Annotated in this window: 25 protein-coding genes, 2 tRNA genes and 1 riboswitch; of the genes, 12 read left to right on the top strand and 15 right to left on the bottom strand. The window is 45.6% G+C overall.

Annotated elements, in window-relative coordinates:
* Positions 1-51: 51 nt before the first annotated feature.
* Complete coding sequence (murD, locus tag VXQ92_RS11130) at positions 52-1,398, top strand: UDP-N-acetylmuramoyl-L-alanine--D-glutamate ligase (protein WP_416681652.1); 1,347 nt, start codon at positions 52-54, stop codon at positions 1,396-1,398.
* A 20-nt stretch (positions 1,399-1,418) separates the two neighbouring features.
* A complete protein-coding gene (gene ftsW, locus VXQ92_RS11125; protein ID WP_064102355.1) occupies positions 1,419-2,615 on the top strand; it encodes a putative lipid II flippase FtsW in 1,197 nt (398 codons plus the stop codon).
* On the opposite strand, the gene VXQ92_RS11120 is transcribed toward ftsW, so the two are convergent.
* The 7 genes from VXQ92_RS11120 to VXQ92_RS11090 all read right to left on the bottom strand — a co-directional run bounded on the left by VXQ92_RS11120 (position 2,604) and on the right by VXQ92_RS11090 (position 9,362).
* On the bottom strand, positions 2,604-2,864 hold the full coding sequence (locus VXQ92_RS11120) for a zinc ribbon domain-containing protein (protein WP_071851147.1): 261 nt from the start codon (positions 2,862-2,864) through the stop codon (positions 2,604-2,606). The genes ftsW and VXQ92_RS11120 overlap by 12 nt on opposite strands.
* 57 nt (positions 2,865-2,921) lie before the next feature.
* Positions 2,922-3,842 (bottom strand): tRNA glutamyl-Q(34) synthetase GluQRS, encoded by a 921-nt coding sequence (gene gluQRS / locus VXQ92_RS11115; protein ID WP_416681722.1) that lies wholly within the window; start codon positions 3,840-3,842, stop codon positions 2,922-2,924.
* Positions 3,843-3,844: 2 nt separating this feature from the next.
* Complete coding sequence (dksA, locus tag VXQ92_RS11110; protein ID WP_416681649.1) at positions 3,845-4,372, bottom strand: RNA polymerase-binding protein DksA; 528 nt, start codon at positions 4,370-4,372, stop codon at positions 3,845-3,847.
* Positions 4,373-4,582: 210 nt separating this feature from the next.
* Positions 4,583-5,395, bottom strand: a complete 813-nt coding sequence (gene cpdA, locus VXQ92_RS11105) for a 3',5'-cyclic-AMP phosphodiesterase (protein ID WP_416681647.1) — start codon at positions 5,393-5,395, stop codon at positions 4,583-4,585.
* Positions 5,392-6,027, bottom strand: a complete 636-nt coding sequence (locus VXQ92_RS11100) for an NUDIX domain-containing protein (RefSeq protein WP_416681644.1) — start codon at positions 6,025-6,027, stop codon at positions 5,392-5,394. Before VXQ92_RS11100 ends, cpdA begins: the two co-directional genes overlap by 4 nt.
* An 80-nt stretch (positions 6,028-6,107) precedes the next feature.
* Positions 6,108-8,003: a phosphomethylpyrimidine synthase ThiC gene (gene thiC / locus VXQ92_RS11095; protein WP_416681641.1), complete on the bottom strand. Its 1,896-nt coding sequence runs from the start codon at positions 8,001-8,003 to the stop codon at positions 6,108-6,110.
* An 88-nt stretch (positions 8,004-8,091) separates the two neighbouring features.
* A riboswitch (TPP riboswitch) is annotated at positions 8,092-8,224 on the bottom strand.
* A 106-nt stretch (positions 8,225-8,330) separates the two neighbouring features.
* Positions 8,331-9,362, bottom strand: a complete 1,032-nt coding sequence (locus VXQ92_RS11090) for a hypothetical protein (protein WP_416681639.1) — start codon at positions 9,360-9,362, stop codon at positions 8,331-8,333.
* A 289-nt stretch (positions 9,363-9,651) separates the two neighbouring features.
* Here VXQ92_RS11090 and VXQ92_RS11085 point away from each other — a divergent pair, with 289 nt between their 5' ends.
* Both VXQ92_RS11085 and phoU read left to right on the top strand, forming a co-directional pair.
* Entirely contained in the window at positions 9,652-10,998 is a 1,347-nt protein-coding gene (locus VXQ92_RS11085; RefSeq protein ID WP_416681637.1) for a TolC family outer membrane protein, read from the top strand.
* A 92-nt stretch (positions 10,999-11,090) separates the two neighbouring features.
* Positions 11,091-11,810: a phosphate signaling complex protein PhoU gene (gene phoU / locus VXQ92_RS11080; protein ID WP_064094642.1), complete on the top strand. Its 720-nt coding sequence runs from the start codon at positions 11,091-11,093 to the stop codon at positions 11,808-11,810.
* Positions 11,811-11,871: 61 nt separating this feature from the next.
* On the opposite strand, the gene VXQ92_RS11075 is transcribed toward phoU, so the two are convergent.
* Entirely contained in the window at positions 11,872-13,674 is a 1,803-nt protein-coding gene (locus tag VXQ92_RS11075; RefSeq protein WP_416681634.1) for an ABC transporter ATP-binding protein, read from the bottom strand.
* Between the two features lie 159 nt (positions 13,675-13,833).
* Between VXQ92_RS11075 and VXQ92_RS11070 the strand changes: the two genes are divergently transcribed.
* Complete coding sequence (locus tag VXQ92_RS11070; RefSeq protein WP_416681631.1) at positions 13,834-14,454, top strand: alpha-ketoglutarate-dependent dioxygenase AlkB family protein; 621 nt, start codon at positions 13,834-13,836, stop codon at positions 14,452-14,454.
* Between the two features lie 60 nt (positions 14,455-14,514).
* On the opposite strand, the gene ruvX is transcribed toward VXQ92_RS11070, so the two are convergent.
* From ruvX to recN, 3 genes are all read right to left on the bottom strand, one after another.
* Positions 14,515-14,958, bottom strand: a complete 444-nt coding sequence (gene ruvX, locus VXQ92_RS11065) for a Holliday junction resolvase RuvX (RefSeq protein WP_416681629.1) — start codon at positions 14,956-14,958, stop codon at positions 14,515-14,517.
* Entirely contained in the window at positions 14,951-15,505 is a 555-nt protein-coding gene (locus VXQ92_RS11060; protein WP_064094638.1) for a YqgE/AlgH family protein, read from the bottom strand. The genes ruvX and VXQ92_RS11060 overlap by 8 nt, the downstream gene beginning before the upstream one ends.
* Before the next feature lie 114 nt (positions 15,506-15,619).
* The gene (gene recN, locus VXQ92_RS11055; protein WP_416681627.1) at positions 15,620-17,281 is read right to left on the bottom strand and encodes a DNA repair protein RecN; all 1,662 of its coding nucleotides are present in this window, start codon (positions 17,279-17,281) and stop codon (positions 15,620-15,622) included.
* Between the two features lie 441 nt (positions 17,282-17,722).
* Between recN and VXQ92_RS11050 the strand changes: the two genes are divergently transcribed.
* The 3 genes from VXQ92_RS11050 (at position 17,723) to VXQ92_RS11040 (ending at position 19,860) form a co-directional block, all read left to right on the top strand.
* Positions 17,723-18,046 carry a pyrimidine/purine nucleoside phosphorylase gene (locus tag VXQ92_RS11050; protein ID WP_004281089.1) on the top strand — a complete coding sequence of 108 codons (324 nt, stop codon included), beginning with the start codon at positions 17,723-17,725 and terminating at the stop codon, positions 18,044-18,046.
* 134 nt (positions 18,047-18,180) lie between these two features.
* On the top strand, positions 18,181-18,930 hold the full coding sequence (gene rlmB / locus VXQ92_RS11045; RefSeq protein ID WP_005101440.1) for a 23S rRNA (guanosine(2251)-2'-O)-methyltransferase RlmB: 750 nt from the start codon (positions 18,181-18,183) through the stop codon (positions 18,928-18,930).
* A gap of 6 nt (positions 18,931-18,936) precedes the next feature.
* A complete protein-coding gene (locus tag VXQ92_RS11040; protein ID WP_413772523.1) occupies positions 18,937-19,860 on the top strand; it encodes a DMT family transporter in 924 nt (307 codons plus the stop codon).
* A 21-nt stretch (positions 19,861-19,881) separates the two neighbouring features.
* Here the strand turns inward: VXQ92_RS11040 and coaE are convergent, their stop codons facing one another.
* Genes coaE through pilB form a run of 4 tightly spaced genes read right to left on the bottom strand, consistent with a single transcriptional unit; the run spans position 19,882 to position 24,313 of the window.
* Complete coding sequence (gene coaE, locus VXQ92_RS11035; RefSeq protein WP_191730922.1) at positions 19,882-20,481, bottom strand: dephospho-CoA kinase; 600 nt, start codon at positions 20,479-20,481, stop codon at positions 19,882-19,884.
* 1 nt (position 20,482) lies between these two features.
* A complete protein-coding gene (locus tag VXQ92_RS11030; protein ID WP_416681624.1) occupies positions 20,483-21,343 on the bottom strand; it encodes a prepilin peptidase in 861 nt (286 codons plus the stop codon).
* Positions 21,343-22,572 carry a type II secretion system F family protein gene (locus tag VXQ92_RS11025; RefSeq protein ID WP_064094633.1) on the bottom strand — a complete coding sequence of 410 codons (1,230 nt, stop codon included), beginning with the start codon at positions 22,570-22,572 and terminating at the stop codon, positions 21,343-21,345. Before VXQ92_RS11025 ends, VXQ92_RS11030 begins: the two co-directional genes overlap by 1 nt.
* A 31-nt stretch (positions 22,573-22,603) precedes the next feature.
* Entirely contained in the window at positions 22,604-24,313 is a 1,710-nt protein-coding gene (gene pilB / locus VXQ92_RS11020; protein WP_416681621.1) for a type IV-A pilus assembly ATPase PilB, read from the bottom strand.
* A 277-nt stretch (positions 24,314-24,590) separates the two neighbouring features.
* Between pilB and tpiA the strand changes: the two genes are divergently transcribed.
* The 4 genes from tpiA to VXQ92_RS11000 all read left to right on the top strand — a co-directional run bounded on the left by tpiA (position 24,591) and on the right by VXQ92_RS11000 (position 25,993).
* On the top strand, positions 24,591-25,382 hold the full coding sequence (tpiA, locus tag VXQ92_RS11015; protein WP_416681618.1) for a triose-phosphate isomerase: 792 nt from the start codon (positions 24,591-24,593) through the stop codon (positions 25,380-25,382).
* Between the two features lie 13 nt (positions 25,383-25,395).
* Positions 25,396-25,725 (top strand): preprotein translocase subunit SecG, encoded by a 330-nt coding sequence (gene secG / locus VXQ92_RS11010; protein ID WP_064094630.1) that lies wholly within the window; start codon positions 25,396-25,398, stop codon positions 25,723-25,725.
* A gap of 53 nt (positions 25,726-25,778) precedes the next feature.
* Positions 25,779-25,863, top strand: a tRNA-Leu gene (locus tag VXQ92_RS11005).
* A gap of 53 nt (positions 25,864-25,916) precedes the next feature.
* Positions 25,917-25,993: transfer RNA gene (locus VXQ92_RS11000), tRNA-Met, on the top strand.

Here is a 25,993-nt window from a genome sequence, read left to right as displayed (position 1 = left end):
AAAGTGCTACCATTTCGTCAGTTTCAAAATAGACCAAAATATGGGGCGAAAATGTTAATACAACGTGGTGGGTTAAAAGTCGTTGCAGGACTCGGAATATCAGGTGTTGCAGCAGTCAATTTCTTGCATAGTCAGGGCTACCGCGTTGCAGTAACAGATTCTAGAGCTAACCCGCCAGGACATGACCAGATTCCGGCTGAGGTTCAGACCAGTTTTGGTCAGTTTGATGCAGAGTTATTGCTGTCTGCAGAAGAAATCGTGATTAGCCCCGGGCTTGACCCTAAACTTCCTGAAATTCAGGCAGCGATTAACAAGGGTATTCCCGTAGTCAGTGAAATCCAGATTTTACGCCGTGCTACGGATAAGCCCATTGTGGCGATTACCGGTTCTAATGCCAAAAGTACCGTGACTACCTTGATTGGCCTGATGGCAGCGGATGCAGGCAAAAAAGTCGCTGTCGGTGGCAATCTGGGCCGTCCTGCGCTAGACCTGACCAAAGATGATCCTGAGCTGTATATACTCGAGCTGTCCAGTTTTCAGCTGGAAACCACCTCAAATCTGGCGGCTGAAGTCGCGGTGGTATTGAACATGAGTGAAGATCATCTGGATCGTCATGGCGATATGATGGGTTATCACACGGCGAAACACCGGATTTTCCAGGGTGTGAAAAAAGTCGTCTATAACCGTGATGACTCTTTGACCCGTCCTTTGGTCCCAGATGTGACCCCGATGCAAAGTTTCGGTTTGAATGCACCGGATATGAACCAGTACGGTATTCTTAAGGATACCGATGGCAGCATCTGGCTGGCGCGTGGTCGTGAGCGTCTGCTGAAAAGTAGCGAGATGTATATGCAGGGCACGCATAATGTTGCCAATGCCTTGGCCTGTCTGGCACTGGGTGAAGCGATTGGTTTGCCACTAGAAAGTATGCTGAACACTTTAAAGACTTTTAAAGGTCTGGAACATCGCTGTGAATTCGTCAAGGAAGTACAGGGCGTACGCTATTATAACGACTCCAAAGGTACCAATATCGGTGCAACTTTAGCTGCGCTAGATGGTCTGGGCATGGCGATTGAAGCTCAAGGCGGTAAGGTCGCGATTATTCTCGGTGGGCAGGGCAAAGGGCAGGACTTTAAGGCCTTGCGTGAATCATTAAGCAAATATGCCAAAGTAGCGGTATTGATCGGTGAAGATCGTCCCCTCATTGAAGCAGTGATTGCGGGTACGACTGAACTCATCCATGCGGACAGCCTGCAGCAGGCGGTAGAAATCTGCCAAAAGCACACCCAGGCACATGATGTCGTGCTATTGTCTCCTGCATGCGCAAGTTTTGATATGTTCTCGGGTTATCCTGAGCGTGGTCGCAAGTTTGTTGCGTATGTGAATGAACTCAATTAAGAATAACAAGGATTCGTGATATGGCTGGGTTTGCTCAGACTACGATCAATAAATTAAATCAATTTTATACGCAGTGGGTGCCTCGACTACCTGCTGAGCTGAATCCACGAAATGTGCTGATTTTCTGTGTATTGGCTTTGCTCTGTATTGGTTCGATCATGGTGGCATCGGCCTCGATGCCCTATGCAGAACGGATGCATGAAAATCCGTTTCACTATATTAGCCGGCACGGTATTTCGATTTTTGTCGCTGCCGTGGCAGCTTTTCTGGCTTATAAAATCCCCTTAAAAGTCTGGTTTAATAATACTTTCTTTTTGTGGATTATTACCATCGTACTTTTGGTGGCCGTGCTATTTGTCGGGACGGAAGTCAATGGTTCCAAGCGCTGGATCCGGGTCGCTGGTTTTACCTTGCAGGCTTCGGAAGTCGCTAAAGTGATGATGGCGATTTTTACCGCAGACTACGTGGTACGCCGTGCCGAGGAAGTACGCAATAATATCAAGGGTCTGGTCCGTTTAAGTGCCATCATGGGTGCTACCGTCGGTTTGATTATTCTCGAGCCTGACCTGGGTGCAACTGTGGTAATTACTTTAACCATGCTTGGCGTGTTCTTTCTGGCAGGCGCACCTTGGATTCAGTTCGGTGTGGCCTTCATGACCCTGGTCGGCGCCTTTGCTGCCGCGATTCTGTTGGAACCGTATCGTCTGCAACGTCTGCTGTCTTTCTCGAATCCTTGGGAAGATCCCTTAGGCACCGGTTATCAGCTCTCCAATGCCCTGATGGCCTTTGGCCGTGGCGAATGGGCAGGGGTAGGCTTGGGGCATAGTATCCAGAAAATGTCTTATTTGCCTGAGGCGCATACTGACTTCATGCTGGCAATTTTGGGTGAGGAATTTGGCTTTTTAGGCATTTCGACCATCCTGATCTTGTCCTTTACCATGCTGGTTTGCTGTATCCGTATCGGACATCGTGCTTTGCAGCATCAATATCTGCGTGCCGGCTATCTGGCCTATGGCATCAGTATCATTTTCCTGTTACAGATTCTGGTGAATGCCGGCATGAATATGGGCATGTTGCCGACCAAGGGTTTGACGCTGCCATTTATCAGTTATGGTGGTTCATCCCTGATTATCTGTGCAGTCATGATCAGTCTGATTCTGAAAATTGATTCGACCACGCGTCAGGTCAATCCAAGCCGCGAAGAATCAAGCTTCTAGATTCGAGTTTCGTCCTGGCTCTGGCTGAGCATGGTCCAGTACCGTGCTCGGCATTGCGGTTCCACAATTGGAACAGGTCACAAAAGCAGTTTTAGGCTTGGAAAGTGGAATCAAGGGAATAAAAAACAAAGAAAAATAATTACGCTGCTGTTTCAGCTCATAGCCCGAACGGGTCCGGCAGACTGGACACAGAAACTGGCTTTTCTCAATCGTTTTGGTTTTAGGGCCGACACCAAAAATAAAAAACATACTATTCTTCCTATCTATTTTTCATTCTAGAAGTCTAGCTTAAGTGAAAAGCTGTTTTTATAAATAGTGACCTTGTAGCTCAGTTGTATGTGGAATCCGCTTGATATCCCATTGCGCCACTGCCTGTTGCAGCATCCGCTGTGGAGCATCTAAATCAACTTCAGCCTGATGCAAAGCCTGAAGTGCCTGTTTTAATAATTGTGGCGCCTGAGTCAAATCCAGTGCCTGGGCCAGATTCTGTTTTGACAGTTTTTGCCCCTGATCATTCATTGCCAGCGGCAGATGCATATAGCTTAGACGCGGATAACCGAGTAGCTGCCCCAGATAGATTTGCCGTTCAGTATTATCTAAAAGGTCAGCCCCACGTACCACATGAGTCATGCCTTGCAGATAATCATCGACCACTACAGCCAGCTGGTAATTGATAATGCCATCACGACGTTTTAAGACAAAATCGCCCAGATCTTTTTTCAGTTCTGAACAGTGCCGACCTTGCAGCCGGTCTTCAAAACAGATTTCAACATCTTCAACTTTTAAACGGATGGCCTGATGCTCAAAAGCCAGACCCAAGTTGCGGCAGGTATCCTGATAGATATGGTTGGAACCGAGCATTTTACGGGTACATTGACAGGCATAGACCAGGCCTTGCTGACGTAATTGCTGGATGACGTCTTCGTAAATATCTAAACGGTCTTTCTGGAAAATGATTTCGGCATCAGGTTCAAGCTGAAAGGCATCCAGGGCACGCAGGATATGCTCTTCGCTGCCGGGATAAATACGAGGAATATCGGTGTCTTCAATCCGGACCAGCCATTTGCCATGATGGGCTTTGGCATCGCAGTAACTGGCAATAGCAGTAATGAGGGAACCAAAATGCAAAGGGCCGGTTGGCGATGGCGCGAACCGACCCACATAAGCCATCCTATTGTCCCCCTCCTTTTTTAAAGGAGGGGTTAGGGGAGGATTATTCAACAGCATCATTAACCGTTATTTTGCTTCTCTTTGATCTCTGCCAAAGTCTTGCAGTCGATACATAACGTTGCAGTTGGACGTGCTTCCAGACGGCGCAGACCAATTTCGATACCACAAGTTTCACAGAAACCGTAGTCATCGTTTTTAATCGCTTCGATAGATTGCTCGATTTTGCGGATCAGTTTACGTTCACGGTCACGAGTACGAAGTTCGATGGCAAACTCTTCTTCCTGAGTCGCACGGTCGTTGACATCTGGAAGAGCGGTATTTTCGTCTTGCATCGTATTTAAGGTACGATCCACTTCTGACATCAGTTCAGCTTTCCAGGCCAGCAAGATTTCGCGGAAATGCTGAAGCTGACCTTCAGACATATATTCTTCATTTTTTTTAGGTTGATAAGGTTCAATACCAAATAAGCTAGCAGTAGAACCACCATCAGTCGTTTTAGGTTTAGATTTACGTACGCGCTTTGCAGCTTTCTCTTCTACAACTTCAGTTTGATTGTCTAAGACTTGATTTTGGTTGTCATTCGCCATTTAGGGCATTCCTCATCATATGCGTATGATTGCTACGCAAAAAATATGGTGATATGCAATTTTTATCCACCCTGTAGAAGGATTATCCTCCTGTGGGGGCCGTCATCATATAGACTTTTTATGCTTATTGATAGTCTTTGATGTATGGACTATGCATATCACATTTCCTTGGGTTGCAATAAAGTAATGCAAAAAAAACAAATTGGAAAGTTAATAACCTGAAATTTCGGTATTAATATTTTGCTGGCTCAGTGCCACCCGTTCTATATAAGTATCAAACTCGCCATTTTGTTGCAAATGTAATACACGATAGCCCGGTGCCGCCTGATCGAGTGCAAAATCTTCACTCTCAGGTTTGAACTGCACACTGGTCGATGGCGTGGATAAAAAGTAGATACCGTGCCATTCGTTGCAGGAATCCTGATGCACATGACCAAACAGAACCAGTTTGATATTCTGATGTCGAGCCAGTACATCTTTCAAATCTTCAGCATTTTTGAGCCGGTGCTGATCAATCCAGTGCGATTTCATCGCAAAAGGATGATGATGGCAAGCAACGATGACATGCTGATGCTTGAATTCAAGCAATAATTGATCTAATTGGTCGAGCTGGTCCTGTTCCACCCAGCCATCGACCTTGCCTTGAACGGCACTATTTAACAGGATCATGGTCCAGGTACCAAAATGAATTGCATGGGCCTGATTGGTGTTCTGGTAAAAAGGGAAGACCCGCGTGTCATCATGATTGCCCGGAATCTGGTAATACGGTACGTTTAAAGACCGGATATATTCCAGATATCGCTGATAAGTGCTTTCGACCGGAACCTGTGCCAGATCACCAGTATGAATCAGTGCATCCATTTGGGGAAAGCGCTGCTGAATATGCTGCATCACTTCATGAAAACTCTGCTCGGGATTCATCCGGGCAAATTCCAGTCCTTCCCGATCCATCAGATGAGTATCAGAAATCTGGATAATGGTCCAATCTGGCTGTGTGTTGATGCTCGACTGCTTGAAACTCATGTCTTTCCCCTTAGACAGATTCCTGCAGTATGAATATCTTGCTGCAACCATTGCAAGGCCATAATGACAGGTGCATTTTTTAAGCGGCCATTGGTGAGCAAGACGGGAATATCGGCATAATCCAGAATATGCAGCTGGATATTTTCCCCTTCATCCGGCATGCCAAAAATACCGCCCTGTTCAGGCAATTCGGTCTGGGCCACATATAAATGGAACAGCTCGGAACAGGCACCTGCTGAAGGATAGAAGCTGAAAATATGCTGTAACTCATCCAGTGTACAGCCTGATTCTTCGAGTGCCTCACGGCGGATACACGTTTCAGGTGCTTCGTCTCCATCCAGAACACCAGCAATTACTTCGAGTTGCCATGGAGAGTCAACATCGTCCAGTCCACCAATCCGGAACTGTTCAATCAGGCCGAATTTCTGCTGTTGGTGATTATACATCAGCACCCCTGCGGCTTCTGGCCGGTGAATCAGCTCGCGTTGCAAAACAGGAGTCGATGTTTCCTGATTAAATAAACGATGCTTCAGGCTGACTTTTTCCACCTGGATAAATCCCCGGTACAAGAACTCACGTGCCTCTATGTGAAAGTCTTTTTTATTATAAGAGGCCTGTTTAATAATATTCATATGCTCAGATAGAATGAAGAAATTGATTTATTTTCATCCTATCTGAGTTTTTTTTGAAGACAACTGTTTTTTTTAAAGTTTTAAAGTTTGTGATATAAATTTTGGCCGGAATTATGGAAGCTGGCTTTCATCTGGTCCATACCTGCTTCTATTTCGGCTTGAGATGTGGCCGGCTGACCAGGAGTAGCCTGTTGACTGGCATAATCCCGAACATTCTGGCTAATCTTCATTGAACAGAACTTCGGTCCGCACATGGAGCAGAAATGTGCCGATTTATGTGCGGCTTTCGGCATGGTTTCATCGTGCATGCTGCGTGCTGTGTCCGGATCCAGACTCAAGTTGAACTGGTCTTCCCAGCGGAATTCAAAACGGGCCTTGGACAGGGCGTTGTCCCGAGCTTGCGCACCCGGATGACCTTTGGCCAGATCGGCTGCATGCGCGGCAATCTTGTAGGTAATAATGCCGTCTTTGACATCCTTTTTATTGGGTAAACCTAAATGCTCCTTAGGGGTGACATAACACAGCATCGCGGTACCATACCAGCCAATCATCGCGGCTCCTATTGCCGAAGTAATATGGTCATAACCCGGTGCGATATCGGTGGTGAGTGGTCCCAAGGTATAAAATGGAGCTTCTTTACAGACCTCCAGTTGCAGGTCCATATTTTCCTTGATCATATGCATCGGGACATGGCCCGGACCTTCAATCATCACCTGTACATCATGCTCCCAGGCACGATGGGTCAGTTCACCCAAGGTTCGAAGTTCTGCAAACTGTGCTTCGTCATTGGCATCCTGCACACAGCCGGGACGCAAACCATCGCCAAGACTGAAAGACACATCATAGGCTTTCATGATTTCGCAAATTTCATCGAAATGGGTATACAGGAAATTTTCCTGATGATGTGCCAGACACCACTGCGCCATGATCGAACCGCCACGCGAGACGATACCGGTCAAACGGTTGGCAGTCAGCGGTACATATCTTAAAAGCACGCCAGCATGAATGGTGAAATAATCCACACCTTGTTCAGCCTGTTCAATCAGGGTGTCTTTAAAGATCTCCCAGGTCAGGTCTTCGGCCACCCCGTTGACTTTTTCCAGGGCCTGATAGATCGGTACGGTTCCAATTGGTACAGGAGAGTTGCGGATAATCCATTCCCGGGTTTCATGAATATTCTGGCCGGTCGAGAGGTCCATAATGGTATCTGCACCCCAGCGTGTCGCCCAGGTCATTTTCGAGACTTCTTCTTCGATACTTGAACCGAGTGCAGAATTACCAATATTGGCATTGATTTTCACCAGAAAATTACGCCCGATGATCATCGGTTCCAGTTCCAGATGATTGATATTGGCCGGAATAATTGCACGTCCTGCAGCGACTTCCTGACGCACAAATTCCGGGGTGATTTCACGTAAATTCTGCGCACCAAAATTCTGGCCCGGATGCTGGCGCATATCGACACCATCGAGTTGACGCAGGTTTTCACGAATGGCGATGTATTCCATTTCCGGTGTGATGATGCCTTGCCTGGCATAATGCATCTGGGTGATGTTACAGCCACGTTTGGCTTTGCGTGGTTTCTGGATATGCGCGAAACGGATTGCGGCGGTACGGATATCGCGTAAACGCCGGCGGCCAAATTCAGAACTGAGCTGATCCAGAATTTCGCTATCATTGCGCTGTTCAATCCAGTTTTCACGAACATTCGGCAGACCTTTGTTCAGGTCAATCGTCACATTGGGATCGGTATACACACCAGAGGTGTCATACACCATTAAGGGCGGATTATGTTCGCCACCCAGACTGGTCGGGGTTTCACTTAAGGAAATTTCCCGCATGGGCACCTGAATATCAGGACGGGAACCTTGCAGATAGACTTTACGTGAAGCGGGCAGAATCCGCGTTAGATCCCGGGCTTCCTGTTCATGAGCGGAGAGGGTAGTTTCAGAAGAAAGATTCGTTAACTGGTTCATGGCTATGATCCTTATGAATGACATCAACGAATCAAGCACGACCAAAAACGTAGGCAGATTTATCCTGAACAGATAAAGCAAGGGCTGGGTTTTTAGCTGGCTTGATTCCTACGCAGGTATTAACCTGATCAGGTTCAACGGTACTCATGCTCAATTCCTGATAACGATAAAAGGAATCACATGATCTCAGCGAGGATTTACTCGCGCTCCGTCAAGCGAGGCTAAAGCTTAGCTCAGTTTAGGTAGAATAAACAGGTTTAAATCTCTCAACTTTAAGCAAGGAATGATTCAGACCTTGTCAAATGAACTGAATCTATCACTGATGAACTAGATGCAGATGGCATCGGTAAAACAGTCTTTATCGTATTTTTGTGAGGGCGGACTGATCTGGGCATAGTACAGAATCTGTTCTGTTGCTGAACGGTTTCTATAGTCTGCAGGCAAGGCTTGCTGACGCTGTTCCGGATTCATGTCCAGAAACTCTAAGAATAGACGTGCCTGTGTAGACAGCTTCGATTTCTGGCCGTTTGCCAGCCCGATGATCGTTTCCAGGTGGCTGGTATCCACAGCATAACGGTCGCGATAGTCTTCCGAAACTGGTGACTGTTCGGTACCTCTAAACAGGAAATAGGTATATTGCTTGAGCAGATATTCGGCATCGCGTTTATAGCTGCTGTTGGGATAAGTCTTGAGATAGTCTTCCCAGAAAAGACTACGAGCTGCAATTTCAGGTGCTTCAATCTGCAGGCGTTTTTCAACCAGTACCGGGTCCTTATTCTGTTCTGCCAGATTTTCAATAAAGGCTTTTTCGGCAGCCGGTAGATACGGAGCAAAAATACGGGCCAGATATTCCGGACTACGGCGATATTGCAAATTGCCATTGCCTAAGTCCAGCAGTTCTACATAAGCCTGATTTTTATGCTTTAACAGATACTGGTCCCGTGGAGTAAGCTGTTGAAAATGAGCTTGCTGAATGGTCGGATGCTGTGCCATTTCCAGTGCATACTGCTCGAAAGCACGTTGCTGGAACTCGGTACGGTCTACCTTTAAAAAGCGCTGATACATTTCGGTAGAACGCAGCATCAGGTGCTTTTGCTCCGCCAGATCCATCAACGGCAGGCACACTTTAAGATCCTGATTAATCTGTTCCAATGCGAACGTGGTGCGCTGGTCATTAATCTGGGACATATTTTTTTCAATATTCTGGCACATGAGGCTAAAGTCATTGACTGGACTTTGCTTTTGTTTGGCTTCAGTCTGTTCAATCTGGATCTGTGGGTCAGAGGGCTGTTGGCAACCTCCTAGAAACAGCACACCACCAATAACTAAACAGGCTTTGAATATCGACTTGAATGGCATTAACACTATGCTTCAGGACTCTGTATAGGTGAATTCAGAAAATAACGGCCTTGTAGGAAGATATTGTATAGATCAAATTAAAATACTATGTTTAGTATTGTGAATTGCTTTGTTACATTGCCGATAGGGCTGGGCAGAAATTGAATGAATGATGGATAAAAATTGATCTTTATATTAAAAAATTAATAAAAATCATACGTAAAAATTCAAAAGATATCTTTAGTATAATTTGGCTTAAAGCGCCAGCAATTTTTTGCTTTGAATCGCGGTTGGGGATTAATACTATAAAATGAAACTAAAACTCGTTGTCGTGGCTAGTTTATTGATGAGCAGCCCGTCGGTTTTTGCTTTGGATTTGCAAGAAGCCTATGCACGTGCCCAGCAAAATGATCCAACCTGGCAGGCGAATGTATTGCAGTATCAGGCAGATCAGCTCAATCTGGGGGTTGCTAGCGGCAACTTGCTGCCGACCATTACCCTTTCAGGAAATGTGACCCGTAAAAACCAGTCCACGGATGCGCCTGCCGATCCCCAATTTTCCAGCTTGGTGACTTCCAGCACCACGACTCGTCAGCTCGCACTCACTGCACGCCAGCCTTTATTCCGCTGGGATGCCTGGCAAGGCTATAAACAGGTCAAAACCTCGGTCGAACTGAGTGAAGTAAATTTACAGCTGCAAAAACAGCAGCATATTTTACAGGTGGCTGAAGCTTATTTTAATGTCTTACGGCAGCAGTCTTTGACCACAGCATATTTGCAGGAAGAACAGGCTTTATCTGAACAGCTACGAATGATGAATGCCAAACTGAAAGAAGGTCTGGTAGCCCGTAGTGATGTGAGTGAGGCCAATGCCCAGTATCAAAGTGCCCAGGCCAACCGGATTTCAACTCAGGTCCAGCTGGTTCTGGCTCAAGAGCAGCTGGCTCGGTTAATTGGGCCTTATCGGGAAAATCTGGCAGTATTACGCAACGACTTTCAGTTCCAGAAACCGGTTCCGAGTAATATGCAGTTCTGGATAGATTTGGCGCAAAATCAGAATCTGGAAATTCTGCAGGCACGTCTGCAAAGACGATATTCTGAAGATGCCAAACGCGTCGAACAGGCTGCGTTATATCCTCAGGTCGAAGCCGTAGGCACCTATGGCTATCTCAAACAGCCACCGGAAACGATTATGTCCAGCAACGGCGATTTTGACCAGATTGGCGTTGAAGTGAACTGGAATCTATATACCGGGGGACGCACGCAAAAAAGTATTCGTCAGGCAGGCATAAATGTACAAAAAAGTGAAGCCCAGCTGGAGGCTGCGATCCGTAAAGCCAATGCTGATGTAAAGCAGTCCTTCATGCAGGTAGAAACCGATCAGGCCAAGCTGAATGCACGTCAAGCTGCGATGGAATCATCGGAAGTTGTCTCGCGGGCATCCAGAGCACAATATGACGAAGGGTTAAAGACCATGGTTGATGTGTTGCTGGCCCAGCGCAATGCCTTTTCTGCCAAGACCGATTATCTGAATGCCAAATATGATTATCTGCTACATGTCCTGCAATTGCAGGCCTCGGTCGGGCAGTTGACTGAAAAGGAACTGGCAGCGCTGAATGCCTGGCTGATTGAATATGATCCATCGCAGCCTCTATAGCATCACGATTGTCATCAAACTTTCATCATAGATATGCTTTAATATGACTTATTATTGATCATTTTTTCTCTGCCGTTCAGGAGTAGCTTTCCTTGTGTCCAAATAATCCTGTATTAACTCATCACATTTCTTCGCAATTTAATGATGAATTGCAGGACGTCAATACCAAATTTATGACAATGGGCGGACTGGTAGAACAGCAGGTAGCCAACGCCATTCATGCCTTATTGGATACAGATGTTTCAATGGCAATAGACGTGCAGTTCCAGGACAATGTCGTAAATCAGATGGAGCGTGAAATCGATGAAGCGCTGACCCTGATTCTGGCGCGCCGTCATCCTGCTGCGATTGACCTGCGCATGGTAATTGCCATGTCTAAAGCCAATACCGATCTGGAGCGGATCGGAGATGAAGCTTCAAAAATAGGTCGGATTGCACAAAGTCTGTGTGAAGAGGGTGGTTCACCGCGCGGTTATATGGAAACCCGGCATATCGGCAACCAGGTGCGGGTGATGATTCATGATGCACTGGATGCTTTTGCGCGTCTGGATGTAGATCAGGCGCTGAAAGTCATGTTGGCAGATGCAGATATTGACCGTGAATATCAGTCGGCGACACGTACGCTCATGACTTATATGATTGAAGACCCGCGGCATATCACTCGTGTCATCAATGTATTATGGGTACTGCGTTCGCTAGAAAGAATTGGTGATCATGCCCGGAATATTTCGGAACAGGTCATTTATATGGTCAAAGGTTTTGATGTGCGCCATACCAGCGTTGAAGAAATTGAACAGAGAGTGCAGCGTTAAATCTCCCCAATTCAAATAAAAAACCTCCGTACTGGAGGTTTTTTTGATGAGGATAGAAAAGCTAGCTATGGGTTTCTTCTTCTGCATCATCTTCAAAAGTCTTGGCTATTTTTTCAATATTCAGACTTTTGGCCATCGCATCAAAAATTTCCTTATACACGCCATCCTGATGATAAAGCGCGTCATGTTCACCGTGTTCGGCAATACAACCTTCTTTCATCACGTAGGTATAGTCTGCATCAATAATTTGAGACAGGCTATGCGAAATAATAATCACGGTACGGCCTTGCTTGATCTGATCCAGACTTTGTTTGATCTGTTCTGTCGCAATGGCATCCAGACTCGCCGTCGGCTCGTCCAGAAAAATGATGGGCGGGTTTTTCAGGAACATCCGTGCGATGGCAATCCGCTGTTGCTGACCGCCAGACAGTTGCAAGGCATCGGAATCATAGCCATCCGGTAGTTGTAAGATCTGTTCATGAATCGAGGCTTTTTGAGCAGCTGCAATCACCTCATCCATACTGGCATTGGTTTTGCCATAACGGATATTGTCAAAAATCGTGCCCTGGAAAATATGGTTTTTCTGTAATACCAATCCAATATGATCACGCAGATATTGAGTGTCATAATCTTTTAAGTCGATCCCATCCAGCTTGATCTGACCTTCCTGTGGTTCATAAAATTTATCCAGTAAGCTGATCAAGGTTGATTTTCCGGCTCCGGATAATCCCACCAGTGCGGTAATGGTATTGGGACGAATCTCCATATTGATATCTTTTAAGGCATGATGCCCATTCGGATAATAAAAATTCACGCCACTTAATTGAAATCGACCTTGGACAGGTGGTTTTTGCTGTCCGCTTTGCTCAATTTCAGCATCCGCTTCCAGAATCTTGAAAAAGCTCTCCGAATAGATCATGGCATCATTTACTTCATCATAAATCCGGTGCAGAGAGCGAATCGGGGCAGAGACATTATTAAAGAGCAGCACATGGTACATGATCATGCCGATACTCATCTGTCCATCCAGTACAAAATAGGAAGTCAGAATAATAATCAGGACTATACCGATCTGTTCAATAAAGGTTTTTAGGCCATCAAATAGGAAACTGGTCTGCCGGGTTTTCATCTGGTTATCGGTCAGCTCACGCTGTAAGCTCAGCTGCTTTTCCGATTCAATCGATTCCCGGTTAAAAGATTTAATGACCGTAATCGAATTGATGATGCTGAGAATGCCCTGACTCTTTTTCTCCCGGCCATCTCGCAGACTACGACGCCAGCCCCCCAGTTTCTGCGCCTGTTTGTAGGTCAGCCAGAAATAGATCGGGACAATGGCAGTGGCCACCAGACCCACATAAACATTGGCGTAATACATCAGGCCCAATGCCACAATTGCACTGGTAAACAACGGTAAAATATCAATAAAGAAAATCTGTACCAGCCGGGTGAGGGAGCTGATGCCACGGTCAATCCGGGTTTGTAGTTTTCCGGCCTGATTATTGTCCTGATTAAAAAAAGCCAGCCGGTATTTTAAAAACTTTTCAATGATGCCTTGAGCCAGATCCTGAGACACAAAAATCCGCAGTTTCTCTCCATAGAACTTCTGCCCGAACTGAACAAAGGCATTGATAATTTCTTTGCCGAGCAAAATCGCCGAAATCGTGATCAGAATATGCCAGCCTTGCTCCAGTCCTTGGCCCTTTTCCAGCAGGGCATTGATGCTGTCGACAGCGTATTGCAGGGTCAGCGCATTGACCTGTGCAGTAAAGGAGCCGATCAGGGTTAAAATCAGGGTGGCAATTACCAGCAGCCGATAAGGACGTACAAAGGGACGAAGTTTTAAAAACAGCTGCCATAAGTTCATAAGTAATTATTTTTATTGTCAAAGTTGAACTCAGTCTAGGCAGGAATAAAAATGGCGACAAGAGCAAATGTTGTATTTATTTGTGAAACCGAATTGTAATTTTTCAGCTTAAGTCCCAAGATTTTTAGCAAATATCGTACTTTTAGGCCATCTGTTAAAATGACTTTGGATCTTTTTGCGCCTGAAGCTCAAGCCAATTTATTACCCTTTGATGGGATCGTGGAGGATTATGGCCAGATTTTGGATGAAAAGCAGAGCCAGCAATATCTACAGCATTTTTTGGCTCATCTGGTCTGGCAGCCGGACGAAGTGAATTTATTTGGCAAGCATTATATTACGGGACGCAAAGTGGTGTGGTATGGCGATGAACACTATCAGTATCACTATTCTGGAAGTTTCAAGCAGGCTCAGATCTGGACACCGGGTCTGTTCCGTTTAAAACAGCATATTGAAAAGCTGGTCGGTCATTCGTTTAATTCCTGTCTGGCCAATTTATATGAAGATGGTTCGCAAGGTCTGGGCTGGCACAGTGATGATGAAGCTGCGTTATATGTGGGAACATCCCGGGAAAATGTTATTGCCTCGCTCAGTCTGGGGGCCACCCGCAAGATGAGCTTTAAACATAAAACCGAGCAGGCAACAGTCGATCTGCTGTTGCAGAGTGGTCAATTGATTGTAATGCGTGGACAGACCCAGCAATACTGGAAGCACTGTATCCGTAAAACCACTAAAGTGCTGCAACCTAGAATTAATCTGACTTTTCGTTATTTTTATCCTTAGGCGGCATTCAGACATAAAAAAGTACCCCAAAGGATACTGTTTTTAACCTTTCAAAGTAAATTAAGGTGTAATTCCGGCAGGATGCCTATACCAGCTTTCAATCAATAGGGCAGCCGCAATACTGTCCGCAGACAGTTTTTTGCCACGACCTTGCGCCTGATAATGATCCAGTTCATCGCGTGCTTCACGGGTGGTCAAACGTTCATCCACCATCCAGGTTTCAATATTGGTCTGATGACGCAAACGGCGGGCAAATTTTCTCGCCCGTGTCGACAGTTCAGATTCACTATCATCCATGTTCAGTGGCAAACCCACCAGAAATAAGCCTGGTTGATGGCTTTTTACGATTTTAAGCAGTTCATCCCAGTTGGGGATCCCATCTTTCATGGGAAATAAAGCTAAGGGATTGGTACTTGCAATCAGGGATTGACCGACAGCCATTCCCATTTTTTGTGTACCAAAATCAAACGCCATAATCGTTTGTGGCGCGTTTACATCAGGCATGTCCAATCTCGGAAGATAACCAGTTGCGGTCTACGCCCATTTTTTTATAGGCAGCATCCCAACGGTCGTTATAAGGTAAGTTAAAAATCAGATCCATATCGGAATCGCATATCAGCCAGTCACCACGGGCAATTTCTTCTTCCAGCTGATGCTTGCCCCAGCTGGCATAACCAAGGGCAATCTGATAGCGACCGACCCCTTCATTATGTGCAATCGCATCCAGAATATCTTTGGATGTCGTGATGCAGACATTTTCTCCGACTGCAATGGAGGAATGCCAGGTTGGCTGGCCGGTATGCAAGACAAAGCCGGCCTCGGGACGTAAAGGGCCACCTTGCAATACTTCATGCGGATTGACGTTGTCTGCCTCAATATCAAGATCATTCAGCAATTCTTTAATTTGAATGCCGGCAGGTCGATTAATAATGATGCCTTGAGCACCATCTTCATCATGACGCGCGAGATAAATGACCGTCCGGGCAAAAAAATCATTATTCGCATGCGGCGGTGCAATCAGACAACGATGTGTCAGAAACTGTTTGGTCACCTGAGCAGTTCTCCTTAAAATTAATTTCTTCGCAGAGAAATCCTATGATCCTAATTGCTACGTTACTCGAGCTTTTTGGATTCACCAAATTTTATTTGTCCGGATTGTAAAGATTTAAGCTTGCTGAAATTTCAGCTGACGTAACTGGCGGGCATGCTGTAAAGTCGTTTCACTAATCTCCATACCCCCTGTCATTCTTGCAAGTTCCTGAATAATATTATTTTCTTCAAGATTAATAATGGTACTGCTCGCAGGGTCGGTCTGCTGTTTTTTTACCAGCAAATGATGATCAGACTGTGCTGCCACCTGTGCCTGATGGGTGATACACAAAATCTGTACATGCTGGCCCAGACCGGCCAGTAAACGTCCGACAATTTCTGCAGTACCACCACTGATCCCGACATCAATTTCGTCAAAGACCAGTACTTCGGCTTCGGTTTTTTCCGCATTCATGACTTGCATCACCAGCGCAATACGCGACAATTCACCGCCTGATGCAACGCGAGCCAGCGGCTGAGCCGGAATGCCTTTATTGGCCGTGAAAAGCAGCTGTATAAAGCTCAGACCTTCACTGGACGGATGCTCCAGAGGCTCAAATTTAAACTCAAAATGCGCTTCAGGTAGCGCCAGCTGTTTAACCTGTTCAGTCAGTTTTTTAGCGAGTGGCTTAGCCGCATCACGACGGATCTGGTCTAGATGCTGGGCTTTGTGCAGGAACTCCTGATAAGAGACTTCGACCTGCTCAGCCAAGGTTTCCGGATCTTCCAGTTGCTGTAGCTGTTCAAGTTCAAGCTGCCAGGCCTCATATTCTTCTTTTAGTAATTCCGGCTGGGTGCGATATTTGCGCGCCAAACGATGAAAAATTTCCAGCGTTGAATTCAGTTCTTCCATACGTTCCGGATCAAAACTCTGCCGATCCATAAACTGGCGTAATGTTGCCGTTGCATCTTCGAGTTCACTCTGGGCATTTAGTAAAGAAGTATGAATCTGGGAAAGCTGTTCGCTACGACCGGCATGTGATTCCATGCGACGTAGAATGGAAGCCAGTTCTTGGGAAATATTCTGTTCGCCTTCATCCAGACTATTCAGGCTATAGACACAGTCCTGCATGATCGCTTCATGATGGGAAAGCCGGTCAAATTCCTGTTCAATCTCCTGATAATCCGTCTGAACAATTTCTTCCAGTTCTTCTAGCTGCAGTTCCAAGGTTTCCATGCGCTGCTTACGGTTCGCTTGTGCATCTAGCGCTGCCTGATGCTGACGAATATTTTTCTGCCAGGTGCTATAAGCGTCCCGCACTTCCTGAGCTGGTGCATAAAAATTGCTATAGCGATCCAGCCAGTGTTTTGGATAAGGTGGTTCCAGAAGTTGCTGCTGGCTATGCTGGCTATAAAGTTGAACCAGCAGACGCCCAATTTCTTTCAACTCTGACAGGCTGCTCGGACGTCCATTGATCCAGGCCTTGCTGCGGCCGGTAGCAAAAATTACCCGACGCAAATGAATTTCACCTGATTCATCATCCAGTTCATGCTCTTTCAACCAGGCTGCTTCAGGACTGTGCTCTTGGTAGCTGAAGCTGGCGGTGACATCTGCCTTTTCCGTACCATAACGCACATAATTGGTATCGGTTCGCTCACCCAGACAGGCAGACAATGCATCTAGTAACAGGGATTTACCTGCACCGGTTTCACCGGTTAAAACGTTAAAACCTTTATCAATATCAATAGCAAGATGCTCAGCTAAAGCAAAATTGATCAGAGTTAAATGTGTCAGCATAAACGCATCCGGGCTGCGAAAAGTTTGATTGAAATAGCCTGATGTCGGATTGGGGGTCGCAACATGGCTGGGATTATTATAAATCAGGACGAATCAATTTCATTCTATCTTAAATTTTAAAGATTCATATATGCTTATTTCACTGTATTTTCGCAACAAGCTGACTCAGAAGTATGTTAATTCATTGCTGATTTTCATATTTTTGCCATCAATGTTCTCTAAGCTAATAGTTGAAATAAAATTATTTCAGCAGAAGGTGGTTAAGTCGAAACTGAAGCCGATATGCCAGCAAAATACAGGCCAAAACATGCTGCAACTAAAAGGGATTCAGCGATACAGAATATTTTATCGACGTCGATAAACTTCGATTGATTAGTTGAGGGTGCACATTTAAACTACAGCAATCAAAATATTACAAAATGCTTTATCTGGAGAAATCGCATGTCAGCTCAGTTTGATCATGTATCGGTACTTAAAAAATCTAATGTATATTTCGGCGGGTTGTGTATTAGTCACATTGTACAATTTGAAGACGGGACCAAGAAAACGTTGGGTGTCATTCTGCCATCAGAAAATGCCTTGACCTTTGAAACACATGTTCCTGAGCGCATGGAAATTGTTTCAGGTGAATGCCGTGTTCAGATTGGCGATAGCGAAGAAAGTGAGCTGTTCCGTGCCGGTCAGTCTTTCTATGTACCGGGCAATAGCCGTTTTAAAATCGAAACCGATGATGTGCTGGACTATGTCTGCCATTTTGAAGGTTAAGTCCAGATTCAAGATCAGTGTAAACCGGGCAAGAAATTTCAGTGCGAATCGGTTAAACTAATCAGCTACAGAAATCCTGTGAAGTCAGCTTTACGGGATTTTTCTTTTGTATATAACTAATCTAGAGGTCGTTCATGGCAAAACCTGAATATTTTTATGGCGTACATTCAGTGGAGTCATTGTTAGAGCTTGAGCCTGAACGTGTCTTGACATTATTCACTCTCAAAGGACGCGATGATCAGCGTTTAAAGCGTGTACTGGAACTGGCTGAACCGTTTGGAATCAGTGTGCAGCAAGCCAGCCGTGACAAACTGGAGAAACTGGCCGGCCAGCCGTTTCACCAAGGCGTGGTCGCTGCGGTACGTGCACATCCGACACTGAATGAAAAAGATCTTGAATCACTGTTGAGCGCAAATCCTCAAGCGTTGTTATTGGCTCTGGATCATATTACCGATCCGCATAATCTCGGTGCTTGTATCCGTACAGCCGCTGCAATGGGCGTTGAGGCAGTGATTGCACCACGTGATCGTTCAGCTACCCTAACCCCGACAGCACGTAAAGTGGCTGCAGGTGGTGCGGACAAAGTCAAATTCATTCAGGTGACCAATCTGGCGCGTACTTTGGGTCAAATCAAAGAAGATTTTAATGTTCGTGTGGTCGGTACCATGCTGGATGAAAAAGCACTACCGATCCAGAATTTTGATTTCACCGGTACCGGCGTCTGTGTGGTGATGGGTGCGGAAGATACTGGCCTGCGTCCAATCACGCAAAGCCAATGTGATCAGACCGTGTATATTCCGATGGCAGGCAATCTGCAAAGTCTGAATGTCAGTGTGGCTACAGGTATGGCGCTGTATGAAGCCTGCCGTCAGCGTAACCTTTAATTGATGATGACATTGTCAGACCGTACGCAAGGCTATGTTTTTTTAGTTGTTACCATGTGCATCTGGGGCGGTTTTACCTTAACGGCCCGCCTGAATGCGCTTTGGCAGATCAGTGCCTGGGATATCGTGGCCTTGCGTTTTTCTCTGGCCTTCCTGATTCTGATGCCGATCTTGCTTTATCGTAAAGAGGCCGCTTTTTTACTGAAAAAAGAGCCTTTTATTTTAGCGATGATTGGCGGGGTGATTTATTGCCTGTTTGCCTATAGTGCTTTTCACTACGCACCTACCGCCCATGCTGCAATTTTCTTGAATGGCTGTATTCCGATCTGTACCGCGATCATGGCTTTTTTTCTGATGGGGCAGGCTTTTGATAAACATACCTGGGCCAGCCTGATCATTATGATTGTAGTATTGTGTCTCATGAGTATGCTGATGTATCGGGAAACTGGTGTGGCCTTTGGGGCAGGGGACGGGCTGTTTTTTATCAGTGCCATACTTTGGGCGATTTTTACCGTTTTATTGCGTAAATATCAGCTAACTGCATGGCAGGCAATGTGTGGGGTCGCGATCTGGTCGGCAGTGATATATGTGCCGATTTATCTGCTATTTTTACCGAAAAATTTGAGTGTGCCTGAACCCAAGCATTTACTGTTTCAGACCATTTTTCACGGCATATTTGTGGTGATTATTGCCACTTTAAGCTATGTAGAAGCCATCAAGCGTCTTGGTGCATTTAAGGCAGGCAGTATTACCAATCTTGCACCTTTTATTGCGGCAATTCTGGCTGTACCTTTATTAAATGAAACTTTAAGTCTGGCCATGGTCTGTGGCCTGATGGGTATGGCAGTTGGGGCCTTACAGCCGTGGCGCTGGTTACAGCATCAGGACAGTCTGAGCCGAAAATTGGCAGAACAAAAAAAGCAGTCTTAATCAGACTGCTTTTTTTATGCTTCAGCTGGCTGCCATGTTTAAATATTTTTGATGTAATGGTCTGAGATGAGCATAGAGATGATCCAGATGACCATCATTTAGGACAATATCATCGGCCATGGTCTGCTTTTGTTCGCGGGACATTTGGGCAGCAATGATATTGCGAATTTGTTCGATATTCTGGCCGTCACGTTGTGAGGCCCGCTCAATTTGCAGTTCGATGGTGGCATCAATCAGCAAGGTATGCTGGGTGAGTTCGTGCTGATTGGTCTCAAATAAAAGTGGTGAAACCAGAATGGCATAGGGACTTTGCGCAGCATGTAGTTGCTGGATAATGGAAGTACGAATTGCCGGATGGGTAATACTTTCCAGAGTTTTGCGTGCTTCAGGAGACTGGAAGATATATTCACGCAAGGCACGACGATTCAGTGAGCCATCGGCAAGCAGTACCCAATCGCCAAAAGCCTGCTGAATCTGGGTCAGTGCAGGCTGCCCAATTTCGACCACTTCACGCGCTACCACATCGGCATCGACTACCGTGATCCCTTGTGCTTCAAACCACTGACTGGCAGCAGACTTGCCACTGCCAATCCCACCAGTTAAACCGAGTACAAATTTCAATTTATTGACCTAAATACACTTTCATAATTTGTTCACCCCAAAGAAAAGCAATCCAGCCGGCAATCGCAATATAGGGACCAAAAGCAAAAGGCTGATTTTCCTTGCGGACTTTTAGCAGAATGATACCGATAATCGCACCTACTAGGGAAGACAGCAACACAATTAAAGGCAGTAATAATGGACCCATCCAGGCACCCAAAGCCGCTAGTAATTTAAAATCGCCATAACCCATGCCTTCTTTACCGGTGATGATTTTAAACAGGTAATACACTATCCATAGACACAGAAAACCAATGATATACCCCCAAATGGCAGAGCTTGGGGAGGTATAGAGTGCATAACTATTTACCCCCAAACCTAGTGCAGCCAGGGGCAGGGTATAACGGTCCGGTAATAACTGGGTATCAAAATCAATAAAGGTTAGCGCAATCAGCACATAAGTCAGGATCAGGCCAAACAGCATTTGCATTGTCGGACCAAATACTGCTACGACAAGCAGTGCACAAACTGCCGTCAGCATTTCAACCAAAGGATAACGGATGCTGATAGGATTCTGGCAGTTGCTACATTTTCCGCGCAGGACCAGCCAGCTGATAACTGGGATATTCTGGTACCAGCGGATTGGCTGATAACATTTAGGGCAAGTCGAAGCGGGTTTGCTTAAACTTAATTTCGCTTCATCAATCACCGGCTGTTCTGGATGCAAAAACATCTGGCAATCGGTACGCCATTCCTGTTCCATCATCTTGGGCGTGCGGTAAATCACTACATTTAGAAAGCTGCCGATACATAAACTAAAAAGCCCAACTGCGATATACAACGCCGTTGGGTTTTGAATAAAATATTGAATAAGATCTTGCATTAAACCACAGAACCCATTTGGAAAATTGGAAGGTACATGGCAATCACTAGACCACCGACAAGCACACCGAGAACAGCCATAATTAATGGCTCCATCATCGAAGTTAAGCCGTCAACTGCATTGTCGACTTCATTTTCATAATGCGTGGCCACTTTATCCAGCATGGCATCCAGTGCACCAGATTCTTCACCAATTGCGACCATTTGGATGGCCATGGAAGGAAACTTGTTGGTGACCCGCATAGCAAACTGCAGCTGTTGACCTGTGGCGACATCTTCACGTATTTTCATCACAGCATCTTCATATACGACGTTATTGGTTGCGCCCGCAGTAGATTCCAGTGCATCAATCAAGGGCACACCAGCTGCAAAAGTGGTGGCCAAGGTACGGCTATAACGGGCAATAATCGCCTTATATACCAGATCGCCAAAAATCGGTGCCTTAAGCGCTGCTTTATCCAGAAAATCGCGAAATTTCTTGCTACGTTTTTTGGCTTCAAGAAAAGCAGTAATGATGGCTCCAATGGCAATAATCAGCAGGAACCAATATTTTTGCATCCAGTCCGACATATTGACCACCATCTTGGTAAAAGCGGGTAGATCAGCACCAAATGAAGAAAATAATTCCTGGAAAACTGGGACCACTTTGACCATCAGAATAATGGTAACGATCAACGCAACCACGACTACCGAAGCTGGATACTTCATCGCTTTTTTGATTTTTTGCTTGAGTAATTCACTCTTTTCTTTGTAAATCGCAACACGATCAAGCATGGTTTCAAGAGCACCCGACTGCTCGCCTGATTCCACCAGCGAACAGAATAATTTATCGAAGTATTGTGGGTATTTACGCAGTGCTCCAGCGAAAGTGTTACCCCCTTCGACTTCCCCTTTAATTCCCAGTACAACTTCACGCATGGATGGGTTTTCCAGACCTTCTGCAACAATTTCAAAGCCTTGTACCAGCGGTACTCCGGCTTTCATCATGGTCGCCAACTGTCGGGTAAAAATTGTAATATCCAGTGTCGAGACTTTTTTCTTCATCAAGCCTTCAAGGATATTTTTTTTCTTTTCCCGAATGGTTTTTATGCTGATGCCTTGTTTCCGAAGGGTGACCTTGGCCAGAGCCATATTTTTTGCTGGCAATTCCCCCTTGATCTTTGCCCCTTTACGATCAATTCCTTCATAGCTGAAGATCGGCATCATCTGGCCTTTCTTTACTGCTGCCATACCTTTATCCTTATTTTAGATCAGCGCCCGATCATTCGCTGGTGACACGATTGACTTCCTGTAAAGAAGTCACCCCCTGCATCACCTTGACTAAACCTGACCGGCGTAAATTGTTAAAACCTGCACGTGCGGAAGCATCGGCAATTTCAAGTGCATTGCCGTCCTCCATAATAATTCTGGAAATTTCGGGTGTTACTTTCATAACTTCATAAATACCCACACGACCCTTATAGCCTTCGCGACATTCATTGCAGCCCACCGGTTCATAAATTTGGAACTCAGGTTGCTGCAAGTCGGTTTCGGTAAAACCCATCTCCAGTAAGCTTTGTTTCGGAATATCGGCAGGTTTTTTACATTGTGAACACAACCGACGCGCCAACCGTTGTGCAATAACCAGGTTGACTGAAGTGGCAATATTGAAAGAAGGCACCCCCATATTGCGTAAACGGGTCAAAGTCTCAGGTGCACTATTGGTATGCAGTGTCGACATCACCATATGACCGGTCTGCGCCGCTTTAATCGCAATCTCTGCAGTTTCCAGATCTCGGATCTCACCGACCATTACGATATCCGGGTCTTGACGTAAGAAGGACTTTAGTGCAGCAGAGAAGGTCAGGCCGACTTTATTATTGACATTGACCTGATTAATCCCTTGCAGGTTAATCTCGACCGGATCTTCCGCTGTCGAAATATTGGTATCTTCACGGTTTAAAATATTCAGACCGGTGTAAAGAGAAACTGTTTTACCGGAACCCGTCGGGCCGGTGATCAGCAGCATCCCTTGCGGTTTGTCCAGCGCCTGCATAAACAGTTCTTTTTGTTCCGGTTCATAGCCCAGAGCATCAATCCCCAGCATCGCGCTGGATGGATCCAGAATACGCAGTACCAGCTTCTCGCCAAACAGGGTAGGGAGAGAGTTGACACGGAAATCAATGGCTTTGTTTTTGGATAATTTTAGTTTGATTCGGCCGTCTTGCGGTACCCGTTTTTCTGAAATGTCCATTTGTGACATAACCTTAAGACGTGAAGACAGGCGGTTTGCCAGCTGTAAGGGCGGGGTTGCAATCTGACGTAGAACGCCATCGACCCGGTAACGTACCCGATAGATTTTTTCATAAGGTTCAAAGTGTAGATCTGAAGCGCCCATACGGATCGCATCAATCAGCAATTTATTAATATATTTGACAATCGGTGCTTCTTCACCCTTGTTACTGTCATCCTCTTCTTTATTCGGATCAGCAGATTCGACATCAACATCCAGATCAAAGTCTTCATCGAATTCAAAAGTGCTTTCTTCGGTAAAATTCTGCTCGATCAGTTTTTCAAGTTTATTGTGTTCAACAATAATGGTTTCAATGTTGAGTTTGGTGGAAAAACGGACCGCATCAATTGCTTCAATATTGGTCGGGTTACTGATGGCAATATATAAAATACTGGAATTTTTAAAAATTGGCAGGATGCGATGCTTGGTAATCAGCTTCTCGTCAATGATATCCCGCAGGATTTGAGCAGGGTCATAAACACTGATATCAAATAGCGGTTCTCCGAATTCGACTGAAATCGTTTCGGCAATGACGGTGGGAGAAAGCTGTTGCTGGTTAATCAGCTCGGCCACAATATCTATTTTTTCCTGCTTGGCATGCGCCAAAGCACTGCGCATATCTTCAGCCGAGATTACGCCTTCCTCGACCAAACGACGAATAAATCCGGTAAATCTCGGCGACCCCTGTAAAGCTGTCATGCTATAAATGCCTACTCATCAAATTTTTTTAATTACTATATTAAAATTATACGTTTGTTACGTAAAAATGCCATAGCAAAGAGTGCTGCCACCTTCCTCATATCCAGTAAAACTATGAACTGGTTAGAAGAAGTCCCTATTTTTTTAAGTGATAACAAAAAATAACCATTTAGGATAGTCTAAACCTAGAATGAGTGATAAGAAAACTATTCTTTTAATTTTCCAATTCCGTGTAGAATGTGCCCAATTGAAAATATGTAAATGAAATAGGTTAATTATGTCGGTTTCGACGATTACCCCTTGGGTGATAGGTAACTGGAAAATGAATCCGGTGCAGGCAGAGGCATTGAGCTTGGTGCGTGGTCTTAAGAGTTTACTGGAAACAGCACCAATCTCTGAGGGTAAATGTCATCTGGGTGTGGCGCCGATGGCTATTGCGTTAAGCCAGATTCAGGCAGAACTGTCATCCGCTTCTCGTCCTATTTACACTGTAGCGCAAGATGTTTCACGTATTTCAGGAATGGGCGCCTACACCGGTGAAGTCAGTGCTGAATTACTTGCAGACAGCCAAATCCAGTATGTATTGGTAGGTCATTCTGAGCGCCGAGAAATATTTGCGGAAAATACTGACATTTTAAATGCTAAAATCAAGCATGCTTTAAGTGCCGGTTTAACCGTGATTTACTGTGTAGGTGAAAGTCTGGAACAACGTGAAGCCGGACAGGCAGAAGCGGTAGTATTGCAGCAGATTTGTGATATTGCTGCTGTAGTGGATGCTGATCAGTGGAAAAATGTCGTGATTGCCTATGAACCGATCTGGGCAATTGGAACCGGTAAAACTGCTTCTCCTGAAGATGCGCAAGCCATGCATGCACAAATCCGTCAAGGTTTAAGCCAGATTACGGGCTATGGCGAGACTATGGCGATTTTATATGGTGGTAGTGTCAAGCCGGAAAATGCAGTAGAGTTAGCAGCCTGCCCGGATATCAACGGGGCATTGGTCGGTGGTGCATCACTCAATGCTGAGTCATTCCATAAAATTGCTCAGGCATTTGCAAATACACAATAATTAGGAGTTCGGCATGCAAACTTTTGTGCTGGTAGTACATATTATCTTAGCTGTTTTGATGATTGTCTTGATTTTGGTTCAGCATGGTAAAGGTGCAGATGCTGGTGCCTCTTTCGGTGGCGGCGGTGCAGCAACAGTATTCGGAGCATCAGGTTCGGGGAATTTCATGACCCGCTTGACTGCGATTTTTACTGCGCTGTTTTTCGTAACCAGTCTGACTTTGGCGGTTCTTGCCAAGAAGCAAACCACAAATGCGTATAGTTTGTCATCAGTCCAGTCCGCACCGACTGCGCCGGTACAACCGGTTGAAACTTCACCAACTGCACCAAAAACGGCCGAATAGTTTTAATTAGTCCTTTCTTTTTTTGAGTGATGCGACTAGAATGCGTCACAGCTGCGGTGGTGGTGGAATTGGTAGACACGCTACCTTGAGGTGGTAGTGCTTTCGGGCGTGGGGGTTCAAGTCCCCCCTTCCGCACCAACTTATAATCCAGAAATTTAAGTTGGTGTATGCAGCTGAAAAACTTCTATTGATGCGGGATGGAGCAGTCTGGTAGCTCGTCGGGCTCATAACCCGAAGGTCGTTGGTTCAAATCCAGCTCCCGCTACCA

The sequence above is a fragment of the Acinetobacter sp. 228 genome (assembly GCF_048147885.1).
This window is presented reverse-complemented; position numbering and strand designations above follow the sequence as displayed.

What these genes read in the sequence shown, in the direction of transcription:
- VXQ92_RS11120 (WP_071851147.1), bottom strand. Translation starts at nt 2,864, where the DNA reads ATGTTTTTTATTTTTGGTGTCGGCCCTAAAACCAAAACGATTGAGAAA.
- VXQ92_RS11030 (WP_416681624.1), bottom strand. Translation starts at nt 21,343, where the DNA reads ATGCAAGATCTTATTCAATATTTTATTCAAAACCCAACGGCGTTGTAT.
- VXQ92_RS11090 (WP_416681639.1), bottom strand. Translation starts at nt 9,362, where the DNA reads ATGCCATTCAAGTCGATATTCAAAGCCTGTTTAGTTATTGGTGGTGTG.
- VXQ92_RS11040 (WP_413772523.1), top strand. Translation starts at nt 18,937, where the DNA reads ATGACATTGTCAGACCGTACGCAAGGCTATGTTTTTTTAGTTGTTACC.
- VXQ92_RS11085 (WP_416681637.1), top strand. Translation starts at nt 9,652, where the DNA reads ATGAAACTAAAACTCGTTGTCGTGGCTAGTTTATTGATGAGCAGCCCG.
- secG (WP_064094630.1), top strand. Translation starts at nt 25,396, where the DNA reads ATGCAAACTTTTGTGCTGGTAGTACATATTATCTTAGCTGTTTTGATG.
- thiC (WP_416681641.1), bottom strand. Translation starts at nt 8,003, where the DNA reads ATGAACCAGTTAACGAATCTTTCTTCTGAAACTACCCTCTCCGCTCAT.
- recN (WP_416681627.1), bottom strand. Translation starts at nt 17,281, where the DNA reads ATGCTGACACATTTAACTCTGATCAATTTTGCTTTAGCTGAGCATCTT.
- gluQRS (WP_416681722.1), bottom strand. Translation starts at nt 3,842, where the DNA reads ATGCTGTTGAATAATCCTCCCCTAACCCCTCCTTTAAAAAAGGAGGGG.
- cpdA (WP_416681647.1), bottom strand. Translation starts at nt 5,395, where the DNA reads ATGAGTTTCAAGCAGTCGAGCATCAACACACAGCCAGATTGGACCATT.
- rlmB (WP_005101440.1), top strand. Translation starts at nt 18,181, where the DNA reads ATGGCAAAACCTGAATATTTTTATGGCGTACATTCAGTGGAGTCATTG.
- VXQ92_RS11100 (WP_416681644.1), bottom strand. Translation starts at nt 6,027, where the DNA reads ATGAATATTATTAAACAGGCCTCTTATAATAAAAAAGACTTTCACATA.
- VXQ92_RS11025 (WP_064094633.1), bottom strand. Translation starts at nt 22,572, where the DNA reads ATGGCAGCAGTAAAGAAAGGCCAGATGATGCCGATCTTCAGCTATGAA.
- VXQ92_RS11050 (WP_004281089.1), top strand. Translation starts at nt 17,723, where the DNA reads ATGTCAGCTCAGTTTGATCATGTATCGGTACTTAAAAAATCTAATGTA.
- VXQ92_RS11075 (WP_416681634.1), bottom strand. Translation starts at nt 13,674, where the DNA reads ATGAACTTATGGCAGCTGTTTTTAAAACTTCGTCCCTTTGTACGTCCT.
- dksA (WP_416681649.1), bottom strand. Translation starts at nt 4,372, where the DNA reads ATGGCGAATGACAACCAAAATCAAGTCTTAGACAATCAAACTGAAGTT.
- ftsW (WP_064102355.1), top strand. Translation starts at nt 1,419, where the DNA reads ATGGCTGGGTTTGCTCAGACTACGATCAATAAATTAAATCAATTTTAT.
- murD (WP_416681652.1), top strand. Translation starts at nt 52, where the DNA reads ATGTTAATACAACGTGGTGGGTTAAAAGTCGTTGCAGGACTCGGAATA.
- pilB (WP_416681621.1), bottom strand. Translation starts at nt 24,313, where the DNA reads ATGACAGCTTTACAGGGGTCGCCGAGATTTACCGGATTTATTCGTCGT.
- tpiA (WP_416681618.1), top strand. Translation starts at nt 24,591, where the DNA reads ATGTCGGTTTCGACGATTACCCCTTGGGTGATAGGTAACTGGAAAATG.
- VXQ92_RS11070 (WP_416681631.1), top strand. Translation starts at nt 13,834, where the DNA reads ATGACTTTGGATCTTTTTGCGCCTGAAGCTCAAGCCAATTTATTACCC.
- ruvX (WP_416681629.1), bottom strand. Translation starts at nt 14,958, where the DNA reads ATGCCTGATGTAAACGCGCCACAAACGATTATGGCGTTTGATTTTGGT.